Origin of the sequence: Nonomuraea sp. NPDC050383 (assembly GCF_044459125.1) — a bacterium.
In the GTDB taxonomy this organism is placed as follows: Bacteria; Actinomycetota; Actinomycetes; order Streptosporangiales; family Streptosporangiaceae; genus Nonomuraea.
The window spans coordinates 253127-271417 of sequence record NZ_JBITIP010000003.1 but is presented as its reverse complement, the minus strand read 5'-3'; the positions used below and the strand labels follow the sequence as shown (position 1 = coordinate 271417).

Sequence of the window (18291 nt, the reverse complement as noted above, 5' to 3'; positions counted from 1 at the left end):
CCGAATCTCCGCACCTCTGAATTGTCTTAGCGCCTTTCCGGGTATATGTTTGGGCCAGCGAATGAAACAATGCTCCGGGAAAGGATTGCGTAGATGGCCAAGCAGATCCAGGAGATTCTCATCGATGACCTCGATGGGGGCGAGGCCAATGAGACGGTCAGCTTCGCCATTGACGGCTCCTCCTATGAGATTGACCTCAGCGACCTGAACGCCAAGAAGCTCCGGGACGCCCTCTCGCCTTTCGTTCAGCACGCTCGCCGGTCAGGCGCCGTGTCGACGCGGCGGCGCGGGCGCGGCGGCCAGCGGGCGATGAGCCGCGAGAAGAGCTCGGAGATCCGTCAGTGGGCGAAGGCTCATGGCCTGCCGGTCAGTGAGCGTGGCCGTATCGCCTCCACCGTCGTCGAGCAGTACGAGCGGGCCCACTGAGCGACCGCGGACCATGCGCTTATGGCGCTCGCCCAGGACCCCGGCGAACGCCATAAGCGCATGATCATTTCTGTGCTTCTCAAATACTGGACGTCCCGCGCCCTTATGGATCTTGGTATCGCCGGGTGAGCCGGTATTTGGGGCCTGACCCCCGTTCTCCTTCCCGTCGCCGAATGCCGCCGGCGTAAGCCCTTTTGCCCGGGCGCTCTCCGGACGCTGTTTCTTCGCCGTGGCCCGTCCCATCCGCCCGGGCCGTCCTCCCGCGCAAATCCCGCCCGCCCGCCCGGCCGCCTGGTGACAGGCCCGGCGGGCGGTCTTCCGGCCCTCGGTAACCGGGCTGACCAGACCATGGATTTCACCGCCGGCGGGCCTGTTCATGAACGATTGGCGGCCCTTTGACGCGGCACGTAGGATGTTGACGCAGGGGTTTCGGACACGGCTGACGTCATGTGCGGGCGACGGCCACTCCCGGGCCGGTTACCACACGGCGTCCGGCGGCGTCCGATGACAAGGTGATCGGACGACCGTCCGCGCGGATCCATCCCCTGCAGGAGCGGCGAATTGGAGTCGCTTCCCCGAGTCCCCTAAACATCGTTCGCTTGCGGCGTATCGGGAACATGTCACCCCCGAACGGTAGTTGGATAGAGGGTGAACGCCCTGCTCTCGGGGAACGTCTCTGCTATAGAGCGTGTCAGCGGCAGTGGGCACGGTTCGCCGAGCCAGGGCTAGCATGCGGGATGACGGGACCGGACTAAACCGGCCTGACTGACCGCTCTGTGAGGAGCGACGAGATGTTCGAGAGGTTCACCGACCGAGCGAGGCGGGTTGTCGTCCTGGCGCAAGAAGAAGCCAGGATGCTCAACCACAACTACATCGGCACTGAGCACATTCTTCTTGGTTTGATCCACGAAGGAGAAGGCGTAGCCGCCAAGGCTCTGGAGAGCCTGGGCATCAGCCTTGAAGGAGTGCGCCAGCAGGTCGAGGAGATCATCGGCCAGGGCCAGTCGGCTCCGTCGGGGCACATTCCGTTCACCCCGCGGGCCAAGAAGGTTCTTGAGCTGTCGCTCCGTGAGGCTCTGCAGCTGGGCCACAACTACATCGGCACCGAGCACATCCTGCTCGGGCTCATCCGCGAGGGTGAAGGTGTGGCGGCTCAGGTGCTGGTCAAGCTTGGAGCCGATCTCAACCGTGTCAGGCAGCAGGTCATCCAGTTGCTCCACGGCTACCAGGGCAAGGAGCCGGCCGCCGCGGGCGGCCCGCAGGAGTCGGCCCCGTCGACCTCCCTGGTGCTCGACCAGTTCGGCCGCAACCTGACCCAGGCCGCCCGCGAGGGCAAGCTGGATCCGGTCATCGGCCGTGAGAAGGAGATCGAGCGGGTCATGCAGGTCCTCTCCCGGAGGACCAAGAACAACCCCGTTCTCATCGGCGAGCCCGGCGTCGGCAAGACCGCCGTCGTCGAGGGCCTGTCGCAGAAGATCGTCAGGGGCGAGGTGCCCGAGACGCTGAAGGACAAGCAGCTCTACACGCTTGACCTCGGCGCTCTGGTCGCCGGCTCGCGCTACCGCGGTGACTTCGAGGAGCGCCTGAAGAAGGTGCTCAAGGAGATCCGCACGCGCGGCGACATCATCCTGTTCATCGACGAGCTGCACACGCTCGTGGGTGCGGGCGCCGCCGAGGGCGCGATCGACGCCGCCAGCATCCTCAAGCCGATGCTGGCCCGCGGTGAGCTGCAGACCATCGGTGCCACGACCCTCGACGAGTACCGCAAGTACCTCGAGAAGGACGCGGCGCTGGAGCGGCGCTTCCAGCCGATCCAGGTGGCCGAGCCCTCGCTCAGCCACACGATCGAGATCCTCAAGGGTCTGCGCGACCGCTACGAGGCGCACCACCGGGTGTCCATCACCGATGGCGCGCTGGTGGCCGCCGCGCAGCTGGCCGACCGCTACATCAGCGACCGCTACCTTCCCGACAAGGCGATCGACCTCATCGACGAGGCCGGCTCGCGGATGCGCATCCGCCGGATGACCGCTCCGCCGGACCTGCGCGAGTACGACGAGAAGATCGCCAATGTCCGCCGCGACAAGGAGTCCGCGATCGACGCGCAGGACTTCGAGAAGGCGGCTGCCCTCCGTGACCAGGAGAAGCAGCTCCAGCTCAAGCGTGAGCGGCGCGAGAAGGAGTGGAAGGCCGGCGACATGGACGTCGTCGCCGAGGTCACCGAGGAGCTCATCGCCGAGGTCCTCGCCACGGCCACCGGCATCCCGGTCTTCAAGCTGACCGAGGAGGAGTCGCAGCGCCTGCTCCGCATGGAGGACGAGCTCCACAAGCGGATCATCGGCCAGGACGACGCCATCAAGGGCCTGTCGCGGTCCATCCGGCGTACCCGCGCCGGTCTGAAGGACCCGCGGCGTCCCGGCGGCTCGTTCATCTTCGCCGGCCCGTCCGGTGTCGGTAAGACCGAGCTGTCCAAGGCTCTGGCGGAGTTCCTGTTCGGCGACGAGGACGCGCTGATCAGCTTGGACATGTCGGAGTTCATGGAGAAGCACACCGTCTCGCGGCTGTTCGGCTCGCCTCCCGGCTACGTCGGGTACGAGGAGGGCGGCCAGCTCACCGAGAAGGTGCGGCGCAAGCCGTTCTCCGTGGTCCTGTTCGACGAGATCGAGAAGGCCCACCCCGACATCTTCAACTCGCTGCTGCAGATCCTGGAGGACGGTCGCCTGACCGACGCCCAGGGCCGCGTGGTGGACTTCAAGAACACGGTCATCATCATGACCACCAACCTCGGCACCCGGGACATCTCCAAGGGCATCGGGGTCGGGTTCGCCAAGTCCAACGACACCGAGTCCAACTACGAGCGGATGAAGGGCAAGGTCCAGGAGGAGCTCAAGCAGCACTTCCGGCCCGAGTTCCTCAACCGTGTCGACGACATCGTGGTCTTCCACCAGCTGACGCCGCTCGAGATCATCCAGATCGTGGATCTGATGCTCGCGCAGGTCGAGGCCCGGCTGAAGGACCGCGACATGGGGCTCGAGGTCTCGCCCGAGGCCAAGCAGCTGCTGGCCGACCGCGGTTACGACCCGGTCATGGGCGCCCGTCCGCTGCGGCGCACCATCCAGCGCGAGCTGGAGGACTCGCTGTCGGAGAAGATCCTGTACGGCGAGCTCCGTCCGGGGCAGGTCATCAAGGTGGCCATCGAGGGCGAGGGCGACAACGCGAAGTTCACCTTCGTGGGTGAGAACGCGCCGGCCCACGTTCCGGACTCGGCCGCCGCGATCGCCGGTTCGATCCAGAACTGACGCCCCCAGGGGCGCACCGAAGCCCCCGTGTGACTCGCTCACACGGGGGCTTCTCCTTTTTCCCGGCCGTCTCCCGGCCGGCTGCCCCCTTTCCGGCTGCCCCCTTTCCGGCTGTCTGCTTCTCCGGCCGTCTCTGGCGGTGTCTCTGGCGGTGTCTCTGGCGGAGTCTCGTGCGGCGGCCGGCTCTGCGGGCCCTGTCCCGCCGGTCAGGCGCGGCGTCCGGAGCTGCGGCGCGGCTGTTTCATGGCTCGTTGCGGAATTGTTGGCCCGAAAGTGTGCCCGCGACGCCGAGTAGTACTACTGTGTGTAGAGCAGCACCAAGTCCCCCCCAAGTAAGCCGCAAGATCGTTTACCTAGGGTGGGACTGCTCCCTGGGGAGTACGAGGCAGTCAACCCAGGGCGGACGCGCGCGTCATCCGGAGCAGGCATGCTCGGCAGGGTCCGCGCGCCCCCTGACCGGGTGATGCCAACGATCAATGCCAAGCCGTGGAGGAAACCGATGCGCCTGCGTCACGACGACGGAACGCTCGTGCACCTCGCCTACAACGCGGGCGTCCACCCCGCCGAGGACCTGGAGAACCTGATCGCCCACCTGACCCGCTACGCGGTGCCGGTGCGCAAGCGGTTGGGCGTCGAGCGGATGGGCATCGGTCTGTGGCTGTCGCCGAGCGTGGCCGACCACCTCACGGCCGACCGCATCGAGCTCGTCCGGCTGCGCCGCTCCCTGGAGGAGCGCGGCCTGGAGGTCGTGAGCCTGAACGGAACGGGCGGCCGCAACCAGGAGGTCCCCGGCCCTGACTGGGCCAAGCCCGAGCGCTACCGCTACACGATGGCGCTGGCCAAGATCCTCGCCTTCCTGCTGCCGGAGGACGTCCGGTTCGGCAGCATCTCCACCATCCCGATCGGCTGGCGGCGCGACTGGCCGGCCGACCTGCACTCCATCGCCACGCGCCGCCTCGAGCGGCTGGCCCGCGAGCTGCGCGGCATCTACAGCGTCACCGGCAAGACCATCCGCGTCGGCTTCGAGCCGTGGCCGGGCTGCGTCCTGGAGACCACCGAGCAGGCGCTGGAGCGGGTGTGCGGCATCGACTCCGAGCACCTGGGGGTCTGCCTCGACGCCTGCCACCTGGCCTGCGGCTCCGAGGAGGCCGGGGCGGCGCTGCGCGGCCTGGCCGCCGCCGGGGCGCCGGTGGTCAAGCTCGGGCACGTGCACAACCACACGGGTGAGACGCCCAGCACGGGCGCGGTCCTGCACGACACGCTTACGGCCATGCTGTCGGGCGCGGTCAGCGGCAGCGCCCACATCGAGGTGGAGACCCACAACCTCGCGGTCCCCGGCCGCGCCAAGGGCCCCGGCGCGCTGGTGTCGATGCTGGCGCAGGAGCTCGACTGGGCCCGCACGAACCTCACGGGCCTGGGCCTCCAGCTCGCCGCCTGACGTCGCGGCTCGCCGCGAGGACGTCAGCGCGAGGACGTCAGCGCGAGGACGTCAGAGGGAGCCGAACCAGCCCGGCATGTCCAGGCGGAACATGTCGGGCGGCGTGACCTTCCGCAGGTCCGCCTCCAGCGCCCGCAGGCGCTCCTCTCCCAGCTCCGCGGCCCATCGCGCCCGCAGGTCGGCGAAGATGCGCGCCGAGCGGGCGAGGACGTCCATCCCGTACGGCGTGAGGCGGATGATCTTGCGCCGGGTGTCGTCCGGGTCCACGGTGCGCTCCACGTAGCCGACGCGTTCGAGCGTCTCGACGGTCTTGCCCGCGGCCTGCTTGGAGACGCCGAGGAGACGGCCGAGCTCCACGGCGGTGGTGCCGCCGGCGCCGATGGCCTGCAGGACGAACCCGTGCAGGGGCCGGGCATGCGGATGCCCCTGCCTGGCCAGCTCGGCGTGCAGCTCGTCGATGAGCACCCTGAAGCCCAGCAGGAGGCGCAGGGGAAGCTCGAAGCCCGGGACATCACTTGACACGATAGACAACCTGGTTAACTATATGGACAACGACATTGTCTATCTTAGTGGAGTGACCGATGGCTGTCATTCGTGACGCGCAGGCCCGCCGATCCGAGACGCCGGGCGGCGTGATGACCACGCTGGCCTCGCCCACGCAGGGCGACGCCACGCGGTCGATCTGGCGCGTGGACGCCAAGCCGGGCGCCGAGGGACCGGTGCACGACTTCGACGTCGAGCAGGTGTGGACGTGGCTGTCCGGGGCGGCGACGGTGGAGCTGGGGGAGGAGACGTTCACCGTGGAGGCCGGGGACACGGTGGTGATGCCTCCGCACACGCGTCGGCGGGTCCTGGCCGGCGCCGCCGAGGGCTATGCCGCGATCGTCACGGCGGAGGCCGGCGCCCGCGCCATCACAGCCGACGGCGCCGACTTCGGCGTCCCCCCGTGGATCGCCTGAGCCCCGGCCCGTTCCGTACGCGTGAGCCCCGGCCCGTTCCGTACGCGTGAGCCCCGGCCCGTTCCGTACGCGTGAGCCCCGGCCCGTTCCGTACGCGTGAGCCCCGGCCCCTTTCCGTACGCGTGAGCCCCGGCCCCTTTCCGTACGTCTGAGTCCGGGCCCGTTCCGTCCGCCTGAGCCCGGCCCGTTCCGTACGCCTGGGCGCCGGGCCTTCCCGTACGCCTGGGCTCCTGCGCCTGGCCGCCTGGGACGCCCGATCCACCGGTGGGACGGGGAGGTCAGGTGTGGGGGAGGCGGTAGGTGCCGTCGTCGAGGTGCTCGGCCAGGCCGTCGGCGATGAGGCCGTCCAGGGCGCGTTCGCGCTGCACCGCGTCGTCCCACACCACGTCCAGCGCCTCCTTCGGCACCGGGCCGTGCGCCGCGCGCAGCACCGCGAGCAGGCGGCCCCGGCACTGCCGGTCCGTGCCCGCGTACGTCTGCCCCTTGCGGGCCGGCCCCGCGTGCGGCGGCTTGCCGGTCAGCCGCCAGGCGCAGACCTGTGTGATCGGACAGTCGGCGCAGCGGGGGCCGCGGGCCGTGCACACCAGCGCCCCCAGCTCCATGACCGCCACCCCCCACCGGGCCGCCCCCAGTTCGGGCAGGAGCGCTTCGGCCAGCCGCCGCTCGGCCGCCGACGTGGCCACCGGAGGGTACTCCTCGCCCCGCACGGCCCGGGCGAACACGCGGCGTACGTTGGTGTCCAGGACCGCGTGGCGGCCCCCGTACGCGAAGCTGGCGACCGCGGCGGCGGTGTACTCGCCGATGCCCGGCAGTGACAGCAGCGTGGCGTGGTCGGACGGCACCTCGCCGCCGTGCTCCTCGGTGATGGCGCGGGCGCAGGCGTGCAGCCGCAGCGCACGGCGCGGATAGCCCAGCCTGCCCCAGTGGCGCACGGCCTCGCCCGGTGGCTCGGCGGCCAGGGCCTCAGGGGTGGGCCAGCGCTCCATCCACTCGTGCCAGATCGGCAGCACGCGTACGACCGGGGTCTGCTGGAGCATGATCTCGCTGACGAGCACGCCCCAGGGGGTGGCGTCGGCGGCGCGCCACGGGAGATCCCGGGCGTTGGACTCGTACCATTCCAGAATGGGTACGTGCAGGAGGTTCGGCTCAACCACGCGCCCCAGCGTATGCCGAGACTGAACCCATCGGCGTGTCGTCACGCTTCGTAGCCGTACCATTACCATGCTGTGTGCATGGACCCGGAAACGATGCGTGGCGACGGCGGCGACGGTGGCGGTGACGTCTACTGGCGGCGGCGGATGAGCGTGCTCATCGCGGTGCTGGTGGTCGTCGCCGTGGTGGCATGGGCGTGCTCCAGCGGCTCCAGCGGGCCGCAGCGCACTTCCAGCGCCGAGTCCTCCGCGAGCGCCTCGCCTTCAGTCGACCCCCTGCTGGCCGGATTGCGCACCCTCGCGCTCGGCACGGCAACCCCGACGCCCCAGCCGAGTCCCGGCATGACCACCCCGTCGGCGTCAGCGGCGGCGGGGGCGGGGGCGAACAAGCCGGACCGGCCGGGACAGCTGTGCGCCGAGGGCGACCTGGTGCTGAGCCTGCAGGGCAAGCAGGACGTCTACACCGGTAGCGCGTGGCCCAACTTCCTGGTCACGCTGGTCAACACCGGCCCCGCCATGTGCCGCGCCGACGTGGGGCCGCGCGCCCTGGAGATCCGCATCACCTCGGGCGAGGACCGCATCTGGTCCACGGCCGACTGCGTGAGCGGGCCCGCCGCCGAGGTGCGGGAGCTGGAGCGCGGCATCCCGTACGTCCGCACCCTCGACTGGGACCGGCGCCGCTCCAGCGAGGACTGCCGGACCACGCCGGCCGCGGCCTTGCCGGGCACGTACGTGGCGGTGGCGCGCATGGGGAAGCTGCGAAGCCCCAAGGGGGTCTTCCACCTCAGGTGACCGAAGGCGGGGCCGCGAAGGCGGGATCTCCAAGGTGGGGGTCGCGAAGGTGGGATCTCCAAGGTGGGTCGCGAAGGCGCGTCTGGAAGGCGGGATCTCGGAGGCAGGGTCGCGAAAGCGGGATCTCGCAGGTGGGTGGGCGATCGCTGGAGGGGGGACGGGCGTGTCAGACGTAGCGTTCGAGGATGGACGACTCGGCCAGGCGGGACAGGCCCTCGCGGACGCTGCGGGCCCGTGACTCGCCGACGCCTCCGACGGCCTGCAGGTCGTCGATGCTGGCCGCGAGCAGCTTCTGCAGCCCGCCGAAGTGGTTGACCAGGCGGTCGACCACCGTGGCCGGCAGCCGGGGGACCTTGGCCAGCAGGCGGAAGCCGCGCGGGCTGACCGGCGTGTCGAGCGTCTCGCCGCCGTCGTGGCCGAGGATGCGGGACACCGCCGGCAGGTCGAGCAGCGCGCTGCCGGACAGCTCGTCGAGGTCGTGCATGGCCTCCGACAGGTGCCGGGTGCGCCGCCCCGACGGGGCCGGGAGGTAGTCGCGCACGACCAGCTCCCGCTCGGAGTCGACGCCGGCCACCAGCTCGTCGAGCTGGAGCGACAGCAGCCGGCCGTCGGTGCCCAGCTCGACCACGTAGCCCTTGATCTCGTCGGAGATGCGCCGGACCATCTCCAGCCGCTGGGCGACGGCGGCCACGTCGCGAACGGTCACCAGGTCCTCGATCTCCAGGGCCGACAGCGTGCCGGACACCTCGTCGAGGCGGTGCTTGTAGCGCTCCAGGGTGGCCAGGGCCTGATTGGCCTTGGACAGGATCGCCGCCGACTCCTCCAGGACGTAGCGGATGCCGTCGAGGTAGAGGGCGATGATCCGCATCGACTTGCTGATCGCGATGATCGGCAGGCCGGTCTGCCGGGCCACGCGCTGGGCGGTGCGGTGGCGGGTGCCGGACTCGTCGGTGGGGATGGCCGGGTCGGGGACGAGGTGGACCGCGGCGCGCACGATCTTCTGGTCGCCGCTCACCACGATCGCGCCGTCCATCTTGGCCAGCTCGCGCAGGCGGGTGGCGGAGAACTCGACGTCGAGCTCGAAGCCGCCGCTGCAGAGCTGATCGACCTCGCGGTTGTAGCCGAGCACGATCAACCCGCCGGTCTGCCCGCGCAGGATCCGCTCCAAGCCGTCGCGCAGCGGTGTGCCCGGGGCCACCGCGGCCAGGGCTTCGCGACGGCGGTCGTCCAGACTCCTGTCGTTTGGCACCAGACCCCCGTGTCGAAATAGTCAAGTCCAGCTTAGCGGCGCTATGTGACGTGTGTGAGAGCGTCCCAGACGTTCTCCGCCTCCACCACCTCGAATCCGGGGGCGAACGTGACCGGCCCGACGGGCACGAGAGAGCGCTGCCCGTCGCGCTTCCGGCCGCCTTCTTCGAGGGAGCCGGCGGGCACCAGGCCCCGGCGGAAGCCCAGCCTGGCGGCCTCGCTGAGCCGCCGCCGCACGTCCTTGACCGGCCGCAGCTCGCCCGCGAGACCCACCTCGCCCAGGGCGACGAGCCCCGCCGGGAGCGGCTTGTCGCCGGCGGCGCTGGCCACGGCGAGCATCACGGACAGATCGACGGCCGGGTCGGCCAGCTTGATGCCGCCCACGGTGGCGGTGAACACGTCGCAGCCGCCGAGCTTGGCGTTGAGGCGGCGCTCCAGCACGGCGAGGACCATCTGCACGCGGTAGGTGTCGAGGCCGGAGGAGGTGCGCCGGGGCTGCTGCGCCTCGGTGCGGGCGACCAGGGCCTGCACCTCGGCCGGTAGCGGGCGGGTGCCCTCGACGGTCACGGTCACGCAGGTGCCCGGCACGGGCCTGCTGCGCCGGGAGACGAACAGCCCGCTGGGGTCGGTGATGCCCTCGATGCCGCGCTCGTGCAGGTCGAAGCAGCCGACCTCGTCGGTCGGGCCGAACCGGTTCTTGATCGCGCGGACCATGCGCAGCCTGGAGTGGCGGTCGCCCTCGAAGTTGAGGACGACGTCGACCAGGTGCTCCAGGGTGCGGGGGCCGGCGATGGAGCCGTCCTTGGTGACGTGGCCCACGAGGACGGTCGCCATGTTGCGCTCCTTGGCCAGGCGCACGAGGTTGGCGGCGACCTCGCGGACCTGGGTGACCCCGCCGGGCACGCCCGTGGTCTGGGCGGAGCCGACGGTCTGCACCGAGTCGACCACGAGCAGCCTGGGCTGGACCTTCTCGACGTGGGCCACCAGGGCCGACAGCTCGGTCTCGGCGGCGAGGTAGAGCTGGTCGCGGATGGCGCCGATGCGGTCGCCGCGCAGGCGGACCTGCGCGGCCGACTCCTCGCCGGTGACGTAGAGGACAGTGTCGCGCTCGGCCATCCGGGCGGCGGCCTCCAGCAGCAGCGTGGACTTGCCGATGCCCGGCTCGCCGGCCAGCAGGATCACCGCGCCGGGCACCAGGCCGCCGCCGAGCACCCGGTCGAGCTCGCTCACCCCGGTGGTGCGGGCGGCCGCCACCTCGGCCTTGACGTGGCCGATCGGCATCGCGGGGCCGGTGGTGGCGCCGGCCTGGACGACGTGGACGCCGGCGCGGGCGCCCTCCTCGTCGACCGTGCCCCACGCCTGGCACTCGCCGCACCGGCCCACCCACTTGGTGGTGCGCCAGCCGCATTCGGCGCAGCGGTATCCGGGCTTGGGGGCAGTCTTGGCCATGCGGAGCAGGCTAGCGGCCCCCACCGACATTCGCGGGCAGGCGGACCGTCACGCCAGGCCGAGGTCGTTGACCAGCATGCGCTTGGGGCGGGCGCCGATGACCTGCCGCACCGGCTCGCCGTTCTCGAACAGCAGCAGCGTGGGCAGGCTGAGCACGCCGTACCGGTTCATGATGTCGGGGTTCTCGTCGGTGTTGAGCTTGCCGATGGTCAGGCCGTACTCGGCCTCGATCTGCTCCAGCACCGGCGCGACCATGCGGCACGGCCCGCACCACTCGGCCCAGAAGTCGACCAGGACGGGCTTGTCGCTGCTCAGTACCTGCTCGTCGAAGTTCTCGGTGGTCAGGGTGATCATTTCTCTCCTCGGGTGATGCAGCCGGAGCAGGACTCGCCGAGCTGGGCCGCGACCTCGGCGCGGCGGGCGAGCAGGGTGCGGATGTCGTCGTCGATCTGGGCCAGCTTGCGTCGGTAGACCTCGGCGGACTCCTGGCAGGAGCCGCCTGTGGCGTGGCCGGCGCGCAGACAGTCGACGAACGGCCGGGTGTCCTCCAGCGTGAAGCCGACCGACAGCAGCGTGCGGATCTCCGACACCAGGCGGACGTCGTCCTCGGCGTACTCGCGGTAGCCGTTGACGCTCCGCCGGGAGGTGATCAGCCCGTTCTGCTCGTAGTAGCGGAGCGAGCGGGTGCTCGCACCGGTACGTCCGGCCAGCTCTCCGATGCGCATGATGACACGGTAAACGTTGACGCCGGTGTCAAGGTCAAGGGGTCGAGGTCGAGGGGTCGAGGTCAGGGGTCAGAACAGGCGCCAGCGCAGCACGTTGGGGTAGGCCAGCTCCACGCCGGGCGTCTCCGCGATCGCCTGCTCGGCCACGGCCGGGGCGAACTCGATGCGCAGCACCGCTTCCAGGTCCGCCCGCCGCTCGAACACCATGCGCAGGTCGAGTTCCTGCCGCTGCCAGCCGTGCCGCGTCCAGAACGCCTCCACCTCCCGCGCCGAGTACGCCGGAACCGTGCGCGAGAACCAGCGGCCGAACGCCCCGCGGCCCGCGTCGAGGTCGATGACGAAGGCCGCGCCGCCGCGCCGCACCACCCGGGAGAGCTCGCGCAGCCCCGGCTCGCAGCCCGGGCCGAAGAAGTACGCCCACCGCGCGATGGCCACGTCCACCGACATGTCCGGCAGCGGCAGGTCCTGCGCGGTGGCGGCGTGCACCTCCACGCCGGGCAGCCCGGCGCAGCGGCGGCGGGCCAGCGTCACCAGGTCGCCGTGCGGCTCGACCCCGATCACCCGGGCCGCCGCGGCCGACAGGCCGGGCAGGTGGTAGCCGGTGCCGCAGCCGATGTCGAGCACGGTCGCGCCGTCCCACGGCCGGATCGCCCGCATGGCCGTCTCGGCCGCGCCGTCGGGGTCCACGGCGCGGTTCTCCAGCTCGTACAGCTGCGGGGTGTTCCAGATGTTGGGGCTGGGAATGGCTCCTTTTGCGATCCGGGGCATGACCCAACCGTAGGGGGCGCGCGCCAGAATCCCGTCACCGGCTTAGGCTGGCAACGTGGCTGATGTCATCCGCGTGCCCAATGCGAAGATCGCATTGTCCACCGCCTCGGTATATCCGGAACGCACTCCTGACGCGTTCGAGCTCGCCGCGCGCCTGGGCTACGACGGCGTCGAGATCATGGTCGGCGCCGACCCCGTGAGCCAGGACATCGACGTGATCGAGCGGCTGTCGGACCACTATCACGTGCCCGTGCTGGCCATCCACGCCCCGTGCCTGCTGGTCACGCAGCGCGTGTGGGGGCGCGACCCGTGGGCCAAGCTGGTCAGGGCCCGGCAGGCGGCCGAGCGGCTCGGCGCGTCGGCGGTCGTGGTGCATCCGCCGTTTCGCTGGCAGCGCGAGTACGCCCGCGACTTCGAGACCGGGCTGGCCCGCATGCGCGACGAGACTGACGTGGTCTTCGCGGTGGAGAACATGTTCCCGCTGCGCGCCAGGAACAACGACGTCGTCCCGTACTCCCCGGACTGGAACCCGATCGACTACGACTTCCCGCACGTCACGCTGGACCTGTCGCACACGGCCGTGTCGGGCTCCGACGCGATGGAGATGGCCACCAAGCTCGGTGACCGCCTGGCGCACCTGCACCTGGCCGACGGCCTGGGCGTGACGAACAAGGACGAGCACCTGGTGCCGGGGCGCGGCAGCCAGCCGTGCGCGCCGATTTTGGAGCGGCTGGCCGGCAACGGCTACACCGGGCTGGTGGTGCTGGAGATCAACACGCGCAAGGCGTCCAGCCGCACGGAGCGGATCGACGACCTCGCCGAGGCACTGGCGTTCGCCCGCCTCCACCTCGCGGCCTCGGCATGACGGTCAGGAAGGGCCCCGGCCGCAGACCGGGCTCGGCCGACACCCGGGGCGAGATCCTGACGGCGGCCCGGCGGGTGTTCGCCGAGAAGGGGTTCGACAAGGCGACCGTGCGCGGCATCGCCCGCGAGGCGGAGGTCGATCCCGCGCTCGTGCACCACTACTTCGACACCAAGGAGGGCATGTTCGCGGCGGCGATGCGGCTGCCGCTGACACCCGAGCAGGTGCTGCCGTCGCTGCTCGAAGGCCCGCGCGAGGAGATCGGGGAGCGGCTGGTCCGGTTGATCCTCACGGTGACCGCCACGCCGGAGACCCGGGAGCCGCTGATCGCCATCATCCGCTCGGCGATGACGCACGAGCACGCCGTGACGATGTTCCGGGAGTTCGTCACGAACGCGCTGCTGTTCAGGGTGGCCGACACGCTGGGGGTTCCGCACCTGCGGATCGAGGCGGCGTTCGCGCAGATGTTCGGCGTGCTGATGGCCCGGTACGTGCTCAAGCTGGAGCCGATGGCCGGGGCCGACCCGGAGGAGCTGGTGGAGCTGCTGGCGCCGACGATCCAGCGTTACTTCACAGCGTAGAGCATTGTTCTGTAACGGCCCGTGGCCGTAGGGTGGGTCGCGTTACCCCAGAAATGTTACCGATGGGTAGGATTCTGGGGACAGCCTGGTCGTCGCGTGCTCGACCGGCGCTCGTACGCTGGCAGCCAACGTCGTCTGTGGGAGGACCCGTGCTCTGGGTAGCCATCATCGGACTCGTCATGACCGTCCTGGCGGTGGCCGTGGCGGGCCGTCGGGCGCTGTTCCTCTACAAGCTCGCCACCGTGGGTCCGCCCGCCCCCGAACGCCTCGAGTACGCCAAGGCGCACGCGGGCGAGGAGGTCAAGGCGCAGCTCGTCGAGGTGTTCGGCCAGAAGAAGCTGCTGAAGTGGACGCCGTCCGGCGTCGCGCACTTCTTCGTGATGTGGGCGTTCTTCATCCTGCTGACCGTCTACATCGAGGCGTACGGCGCGATCGTGCAGGGCGCGATCACCGGCCGCCCCGACTTCCACATCCCGCTCATCGGCCAGTGGGCGGTGCTCGGGTTCCTGCAGGACTTCATCGCGGTGGCGTGTCTCCTGGGCCTGGTGGCGTTCGCCGTCATCCGGATCAAGAACTCGCCCAAGGCACTGGGACGCGGCTCGCGCTTCTCCGGCTCGCACCTGAGCGGGGCGTGGCTCGTCCTGTTCATGATCTTCAACATCATCTGGACGCTGTTCCTGGCCCGCGGCGCATCGGCGGCCAACGGCAACTTCCCCTACTCCTCGGGCGCGTTCGTCTCGCTGGGCCTGGGGAACGTGCTGCCGGACAGCGCGCTGCTGGAGGAGATCGCGCTGCTCCTGCACATCGGCTTCATGCTGGTGTTCCTGGTGATCGTGGTCAACTCCAAGCACCTGCACATCTTCACCGCGCCGCTCAACGTGCTGTTCTCCCGCCGCCCCGACGGCCTGGGCGGCGCGCCGGAGCTGCGCGTGGACGGCAAGCCGGTGGACTTCGAGGACGAGGACCTCGACCCCGAACGGCTGGGCCGCGGCAAGATCGGCGACACCACCTGGAAGGGCTTCCTCGACTTCTACTCCTGCACCGAGTGCGGGCGCTGCCAGTCGCAGTGCCCGGCGTGGAACACCGACAAGCCGCTGTCGCCGAAGATGCTCATCCTGGACCAGCGTGACCACGCCTTCAAGGTGGCCCCGTACCTGCTGGCCGGGGCCTCCACCGAGCACGCCGACACCGACGTGCTCGCGCTGCTGGAGAAGCCGCTGGTCGGCGAGGACGGCGTCATCCACCCCGACGTGCTGTGGTCGTGCACCAACTGCGGCGCCTGCGTCGAGCAGTGCCCGGTGGACATCGAGCACATCGACCACATCCTCGACATGCGCCGCTACCAGGTGATGGTGGAGTCGTCGTTCCCGTCCGAGGCGGGCGTGATGGTGAAGAACCTGGAGAACAAGGGCAACCCCTGGGGCATGTCCGAGATGAAGCGGGCCGACTGGATCGGGGAGCTGGACTTCGAGGTCGAGGTCGTCGACGAGAAGATGCCCGAGGACGCCGAGTACCTGTTCTGGGTGGGCTGCGCCGGAGCCCTGGAGGACCGGGCCAAGAAGACCACCAAGGCGGTCGCGGAGCTGCTGCACATCGCGGGCGTCAAGTTCGCCGTGCTCGGCCCCATGGAGGCGTGCAGCGGCGACCCGGCCCGGCGCCTCGGCATGGAGTACCTGTTCAACATGCTGGCCCAGCAGAACATCGAGACGCTCAACGAGGCCGGCGTCAAGAAGATCGTCGCCACCTGCCCGCACTGCTTCAACACCCTGGCCAACGAGTACCCGCAGCTCGGCGGCACGTACGAGGTCGTGCACCACACGCAGCTGCTGGCCAAGCTCGTGGACGAGGGCAAGCTGACCCCGATCACCCCGATCGAGGAGAAGATCACCTACCACGACCCGTGCTTCCTCGGCCGCCACAACAAGGTCTACTCCCAGCCCCGCGACATCATGTCCAAGGTGCCCGGCGTGCAGACCCAGGAGATGCACCGCCACAAGGACCGCGGCTTCTGCTGCGGCGCCGGCGGCGCGCGTATGTGGATGGAGGAGCGCATCGGCAAGCGCATCAACACCGAGCGCGTGGACGAGGCGCTGACCACGAATCCCGACACCGTCTCCACCGCGTGCCCGTTCTGCATGGTGATGCTCGGTGACGCGATCAACGAGAAGAAGAACAACGGAGAGGCCAAGGAGTCGCTGGAAGTCGTGGACGTCGCCCAGCTCCTGATCAAATCCGTGAAAACCCCTACCTGACACCGGAAAGTCGGACTCCTCCACAGGTAATGTGGAGGAGTTCCGCATGTCAGGGGACACCCCCGGAAGAAATCCGCCATCCACATAACGGGAAAATCACGGTAACCTCAACGTCGCATGGCTTCATTCGACGGGGAGGGGGCTCGCGATGCGCGTCGTGGTCACAGACGCGGAAGTCACGCTCGCCGATGTGCTCTCCCTCCGCCTGGCCATGGAGGAGTCCCTGAGCGACGGGACGGAGCTCGTCCTCAGGCACCGGACGACGGGGGTCGAACGTGAGGTCCTGCTCGGCACGCCGGGGGCGCGCGCCGGGGAGGCCACCCTGGCGGTCTCGCTGGCCCCGCTCATGCTGACGGCCGGGCGCTGGGACGCCTACCTGCGGCGCGACGGCAAGCGCGTGCGGCTGCGCAGCGTCGACCCGGGCTTCTCGCTGGACCATCTCGACACGTACGCGCTGTGCAAACGGACCCTCGCCTACCGCTCCTACCGGACGCGCAACGGTTACCTCGCGCTGAAGATCGCCGACGCCGAGCCGATCGCGGAGGTGCGCTCGATCTGGTTCAGGGAGGGCCGCTTCGAGGTGATGGGCCTGCTGGCCTTCACCGGGCTGGAGGACGACGACGCCCGCCACGAGGCCAGGCTCGCCCTTCAGCGCAGGCAGTCCGGCGATCAGATGCGGCGCACCTCGGCGACCGTGCAGGGCGTGCGCTTCCACGCCGCGTTCTCCCTGGTGGACGTGCTCGCGGCCGATCCCGACGGGGCCGGCACCTGGGAGCCCTCGCTGGAGGTGGAGGGCGTGGCCACGCCGCTGAAGCTCGGCTCGCGGCTCGACGACGTCGACGGCAAACGCCGCCGCCTGCACTACCCCTCGGCCCGGATCGACGGGGTCCCCATCCGCCCCCGCTACACCGCCGACGACGAGCTGCGGATCGAGGTGGGCGGATGAGGATCACCCTGCTGGTCTCCTCCGCGTACGGCATGCGCGGCGACGTGCGCTCCACCCTCAACCTCGCCACCGCGCTGTCCGAACGCCACGACGTCGAGGTGATCAGCGTCAGGCGGCACAAGGACCGGCCGTTCTTCCCCGTCGGGCCGGACGTGGTCATGCGCTCGGTGATCGACGCCAGGCCGGGCGGCAGGCGTCTCCTGCCGCGCGGGCAGGTGCGCGCGGAGGTCGCGCTCTGGCGGCTGCTGCGCAGCCTCAAGTCCGACGTGCTGATCACGACGCGGCCGGCGCTCGGCGTCCAGGCCGCCCGGCACGCCCCGCGCGAGCTGCTCAAGATCGCCCGCGAGTGGGGCAGGCCGGCCGTTCCCGGACCGGTCAAGCGGTTCTACCCCCGGCTGCACGCGGTCGCCACCGCCACCGACACGGCCGGTGAGGAGTGGACCCGGCTGCTCGAAGGGTCTCCCGCCGTCCACACCGTGCCCGACGCGCTGCCGACCGGCCCGTGGCCGCGCTCGCGCATGGACAACCGCATCGTCGCCGCCGGCGGGCGGTGGGTCCCGGTCAAGGGGTACGACCGGCTGATCAGGGCGTTCGCCACCGTGGCGGACAAGCGGCCCGACTGGCGGCTGCGGCTGTACGGCGGCGGCCCCGAGGAGCGGCGGCTACGCGCGCTGGTGCGCGACCTCGACCTGCACAACCACGTCTACTTCATGGGCGTCACCCCCGACCTCGCGGGGGAGTTCGCCAAGGCGTCGATCGTGGCCAACACCTCCCGCAACGGCGACCTCGGGATGACCGTGCTGGAGGCCATGGGCTGCGGGGTGCCCGTGGTGGCCTTCGAGGGCTCGCGGGGGCCGATGGAGTTCGTGGCGACCGGCTACAACGGGGTGCTGGTGCCGGCGGACGACGGCGACGCCGGGCTGGAGATGTTCGCGGCCGCGCTGCTCGCCCTCATCGACGAGGAACGCAGGCGCCGGTCGCTGGCCGCCGGGGCGCTCGACACCGCCCTGCGCCACTCGGCCGCCGAGGTGGCCGTGCAGTGGGAGAAGTTGATCGCGGACCTCAGATGAGCGACAGGGATACGGATATCGTGGTGACCATGCACGGCTACACCGGTGACAAGCAGGCATATCTGACGCGGCTCAGGCGCATCGAGGGACAGATCAGGGGCCTGCAGCGGATGGTCGACGACGACGCGTACTGCATCGACGTGCTCACGCAGGTCTCGGCGGCGACCCGGGCGCTCCAGGCGGTGGCGCTGGGTCTGCTGGAGGACCACCTCGCTCACTGTGTGGCCGACGCCATCAACAGCGGCGGCCCCGAGGCAGAGGCGAAGGTCAAGGAGGCGTCGGCGGCGATCGCACGACTCGTCCGTTCGTAGGAGGGTGGCCGGCGCGA

Annotated in this window: 18 protein-coding genes; 11 read left to right on the top strand and 7 right to left on the bottom strand. The window is 70.2% G+C overall.

From position 1 onward, the window contains the following. The first annotated feature begins 93 nt into the window (after positions 1 to 93). From ACIBG4_RS09535 to ACIBG4_RS09525, 3 genes are all read left to right on the top strand, one after another. Positions 94 to 426: an Lsr2 family protein gene (locus ACIBG4_RS09535; protein WP_310708059.1), complete on the top strand. Its 333-nt coding sequence runs from the start codon at positions 94 to 96 to the stop codon at positions 424 to 426. A gap of 791 nt (positions 427 to 1217) precedes the next feature. Continuing rightward, on the top strand, positions 1218 to 3722 hold the full coding sequence (locus ACIBG4_RS09530; protein WP_355437609.1) for an ATP-dependent Clp protease ATP-binding subunit: 2505 nt from the start codon (positions 1218 to 1220) through the stop codon (positions 3720 to 3722). 499 nt (positions 3723 to 4221) lie between these two features. Continuing rightward, positions 4222 to 5160 carry a TIM barrel protein gene (locus tag ACIBG4_RS09525; RefSeq protein ID WP_397201435.1) on the top strand — a complete coding sequence of 313 codons (939 nt, stop codon included), beginning with the start codon at positions 4222 to 4224 and terminating at the stop codon, positions 5158 to 5160. Between the two features lie 51 nt (positions 5161 to 5211). Here ACIBG4_RS09525 and ACIBG4_RS09520 read toward each other — a convergent pair whose 3' ends face one another. Next, a complete protein-coding gene (locus ACIBG4_RS09520) occupies positions 5212 to 5682 on the bottom strand; it encodes a MarR family winged helix-turn-helix transcriptional regulator (RefSeq protein WP_397201434.1) in 471 nt (156 codons plus the stop codon). A 59-nt stretch (positions 5683 to 5741) separates the two neighbouring features. On the opposite strand from ACIBG4_RS09520, the gene ACIBG4_RS09515 reads away from it, so the two are divergent. After that, the gene (locus tag ACIBG4_RS09515) at positions 5742 to 6119 is read left to right on the top strand and encodes a cupin domain-containing protein (RefSeq protein WP_397201433.1); all 378 of its coding nucleotides are present in this window, start codon (positions 5742 to 5744) and stop codon (positions 6117 to 6119) included. 278 nt (positions 6120 to 6397) lie between these two features. On the opposite strand, the gene ACIBG4_RS09510 is transcribed toward ACIBG4_RS09515, so the two are convergent. Continuing rightward, positions 6398 to 7273 (bottom strand): A/G-specific adenine glycosylase, encoded by an 876-nt coding sequence (locus ACIBG4_RS09510; protein ID WP_397201432.1) that lies wholly within the window; start codon positions 7271 to 7273, stop codon positions 6398 to 6400. 78 nt (positions 7274 to 7351) lie between these two features. On the opposite strand from ACIBG4_RS09510, the gene ACIBG4_RS09505 reads away from it, so the two are divergent. After that, positions 7352 to 8062 carry a hypothetical protein gene (locus ACIBG4_RS09505; protein ID WP_310708065.1) on the top strand — a complete coding sequence of 237 codons (711 nt, stop codon included), beginning with the start codon at positions 7352 to 7354 and terminating at the stop codon, positions 8060 to 8062. 166 nt (positions 8063 to 8228) lie between these two features. Here ACIBG4_RS09505 and disA read toward each other — a convergent pair whose 3' ends face one another. From disA to ACIBG4_RS09480, 5 genes are all read right to left on the bottom strand, one after another. After that, positions 8229 to 9311 carry a DNA integrity scanning diadenylate cyclase DisA gene (gene disA / locus ACIBG4_RS09500; protein WP_310708066.1) on the bottom strand — a complete coding sequence of 361 codons (1083 nt, stop codon included), beginning with the start codon at positions 9309 to 9311 and terminating at the stop codon, positions 8229 to 8231. Positions 9312 to 9352: 41 nt separating this feature from the next. Next, positions 9353 to 10759, bottom strand: a complete 1407-nt coding sequence (gene radA / locus ACIBG4_RS09495; protein WP_397201431.1) for a DNA repair protein RadA — start codon at positions 10757 to 10759, stop codon at positions 9353 to 9355. 48 nt (positions 10760 to 10807) lie between these two features. Beyond that, positions 10808 to 11113: a thioredoxin gene (gene trxA, locus ACIBG4_RS09490; protein ID WP_310708068.1), complete on the bottom strand. Its 306-nt coding sequence runs from the start codon at positions 11111 to 11113 to the stop codon at positions 10808 to 10810. Continuing rightward, positions 11110 to 11484 (bottom strand): MerR family transcriptional regulator, encoded by a 375-nt coding sequence (locus tag ACIBG4_RS09485; RefSeq protein WP_310708069.1) that lies wholly within the window; start codon positions 11482 to 11484, stop codon positions 11110 to 11112. Before ACIBG4_RS09485 ends, trxA begins: the two co-directional genes overlap by 4 nt. Before the next feature lie 69 nt (positions 11485 to 11553). Continuing rightward, complete coding sequence (locus ACIBG4_RS09480; protein ID WP_355437596.1) at positions 11554 to 12252, bottom strand: class I SAM-dependent methyltransferase; 699 nt, start codon at positions 12250 to 12252, stop codon at positions 11554 to 11556. Positions 12253 to 12307: 55 nt separating this feature from the next. On the opposite strand from ACIBG4_RS09480, the gene ACIBG4_RS09475 reads away from it, so the two are divergent. From ACIBG4_RS09475 to ACIBG4_RS09450, 6 genes are all read left to right on the top strand, one after another. Beyond that, on the top strand, positions 12308 to 13117 hold the full coding sequence (locus tag ACIBG4_RS09475; RefSeq protein ID WP_310708071.1) for a sugar phosphate isomerase/epimerase: 810 nt from the start codon (positions 12308 to 12310) through the stop codon (positions 13115 to 13117). Continuing rightward, complete coding sequence (locus ACIBG4_RS09470; protein ID WP_397201430.1) at positions 13114 to 13695, top strand: TetR family transcriptional regulator; 582 nt, start codon at positions 13114 to 13116, stop codon at positions 13693 to 13695. Before ACIBG4_RS09475 ends, ACIBG4_RS09470 begins: the two co-directional genes overlap by 4 nt. A 149-nt stretch (positions 13696 to 13844) precedes the next feature. Beyond that, positions 13845 to 15947 (top strand): (Fe-S)-binding protein, encoded by a 2103-nt coding sequence (locus ACIBG4_RS09465; protein WP_397201429.1) that lies wholly within the window; start codon positions 13845 to 13847, stop codon positions 15945 to 15947. A gap of 148 nt (positions 15948 to 16095) precedes the next feature. Beyond that, positions 16096 to 16893, top strand: a complete 798-nt coding sequence (locus ACIBG4_RS09460; protein ID WP_397201428.1) for a hypothetical protein — start codon at positions 16096 to 16098, stop codon at positions 16891 to 16893. Next, positions 16890 to 17963: a glycosyltransferase gene (locus ACIBG4_RS09455; protein WP_397201427.1), complete on the top strand. Its 1074-nt coding sequence runs from the start codon at positions 16890 to 16892 to the stop codon at positions 17961 to 17963. Before ACIBG4_RS09460 ends, ACIBG4_RS09455 begins: the two co-directional genes overlap by 4 nt. A gap of 29 nt (positions 17964 to 17992) precedes the next feature. Beyond that, entirely contained in the window at positions 17993 to 18274 is a 282-nt protein-coding gene (locus ACIBG4_RS09450) for a metal-sensitive transcriptional regulator (protein ID WP_310708167.1), read from the top strand. Positions 18275 to 18291: the final 17 nt, after the last annotated feature.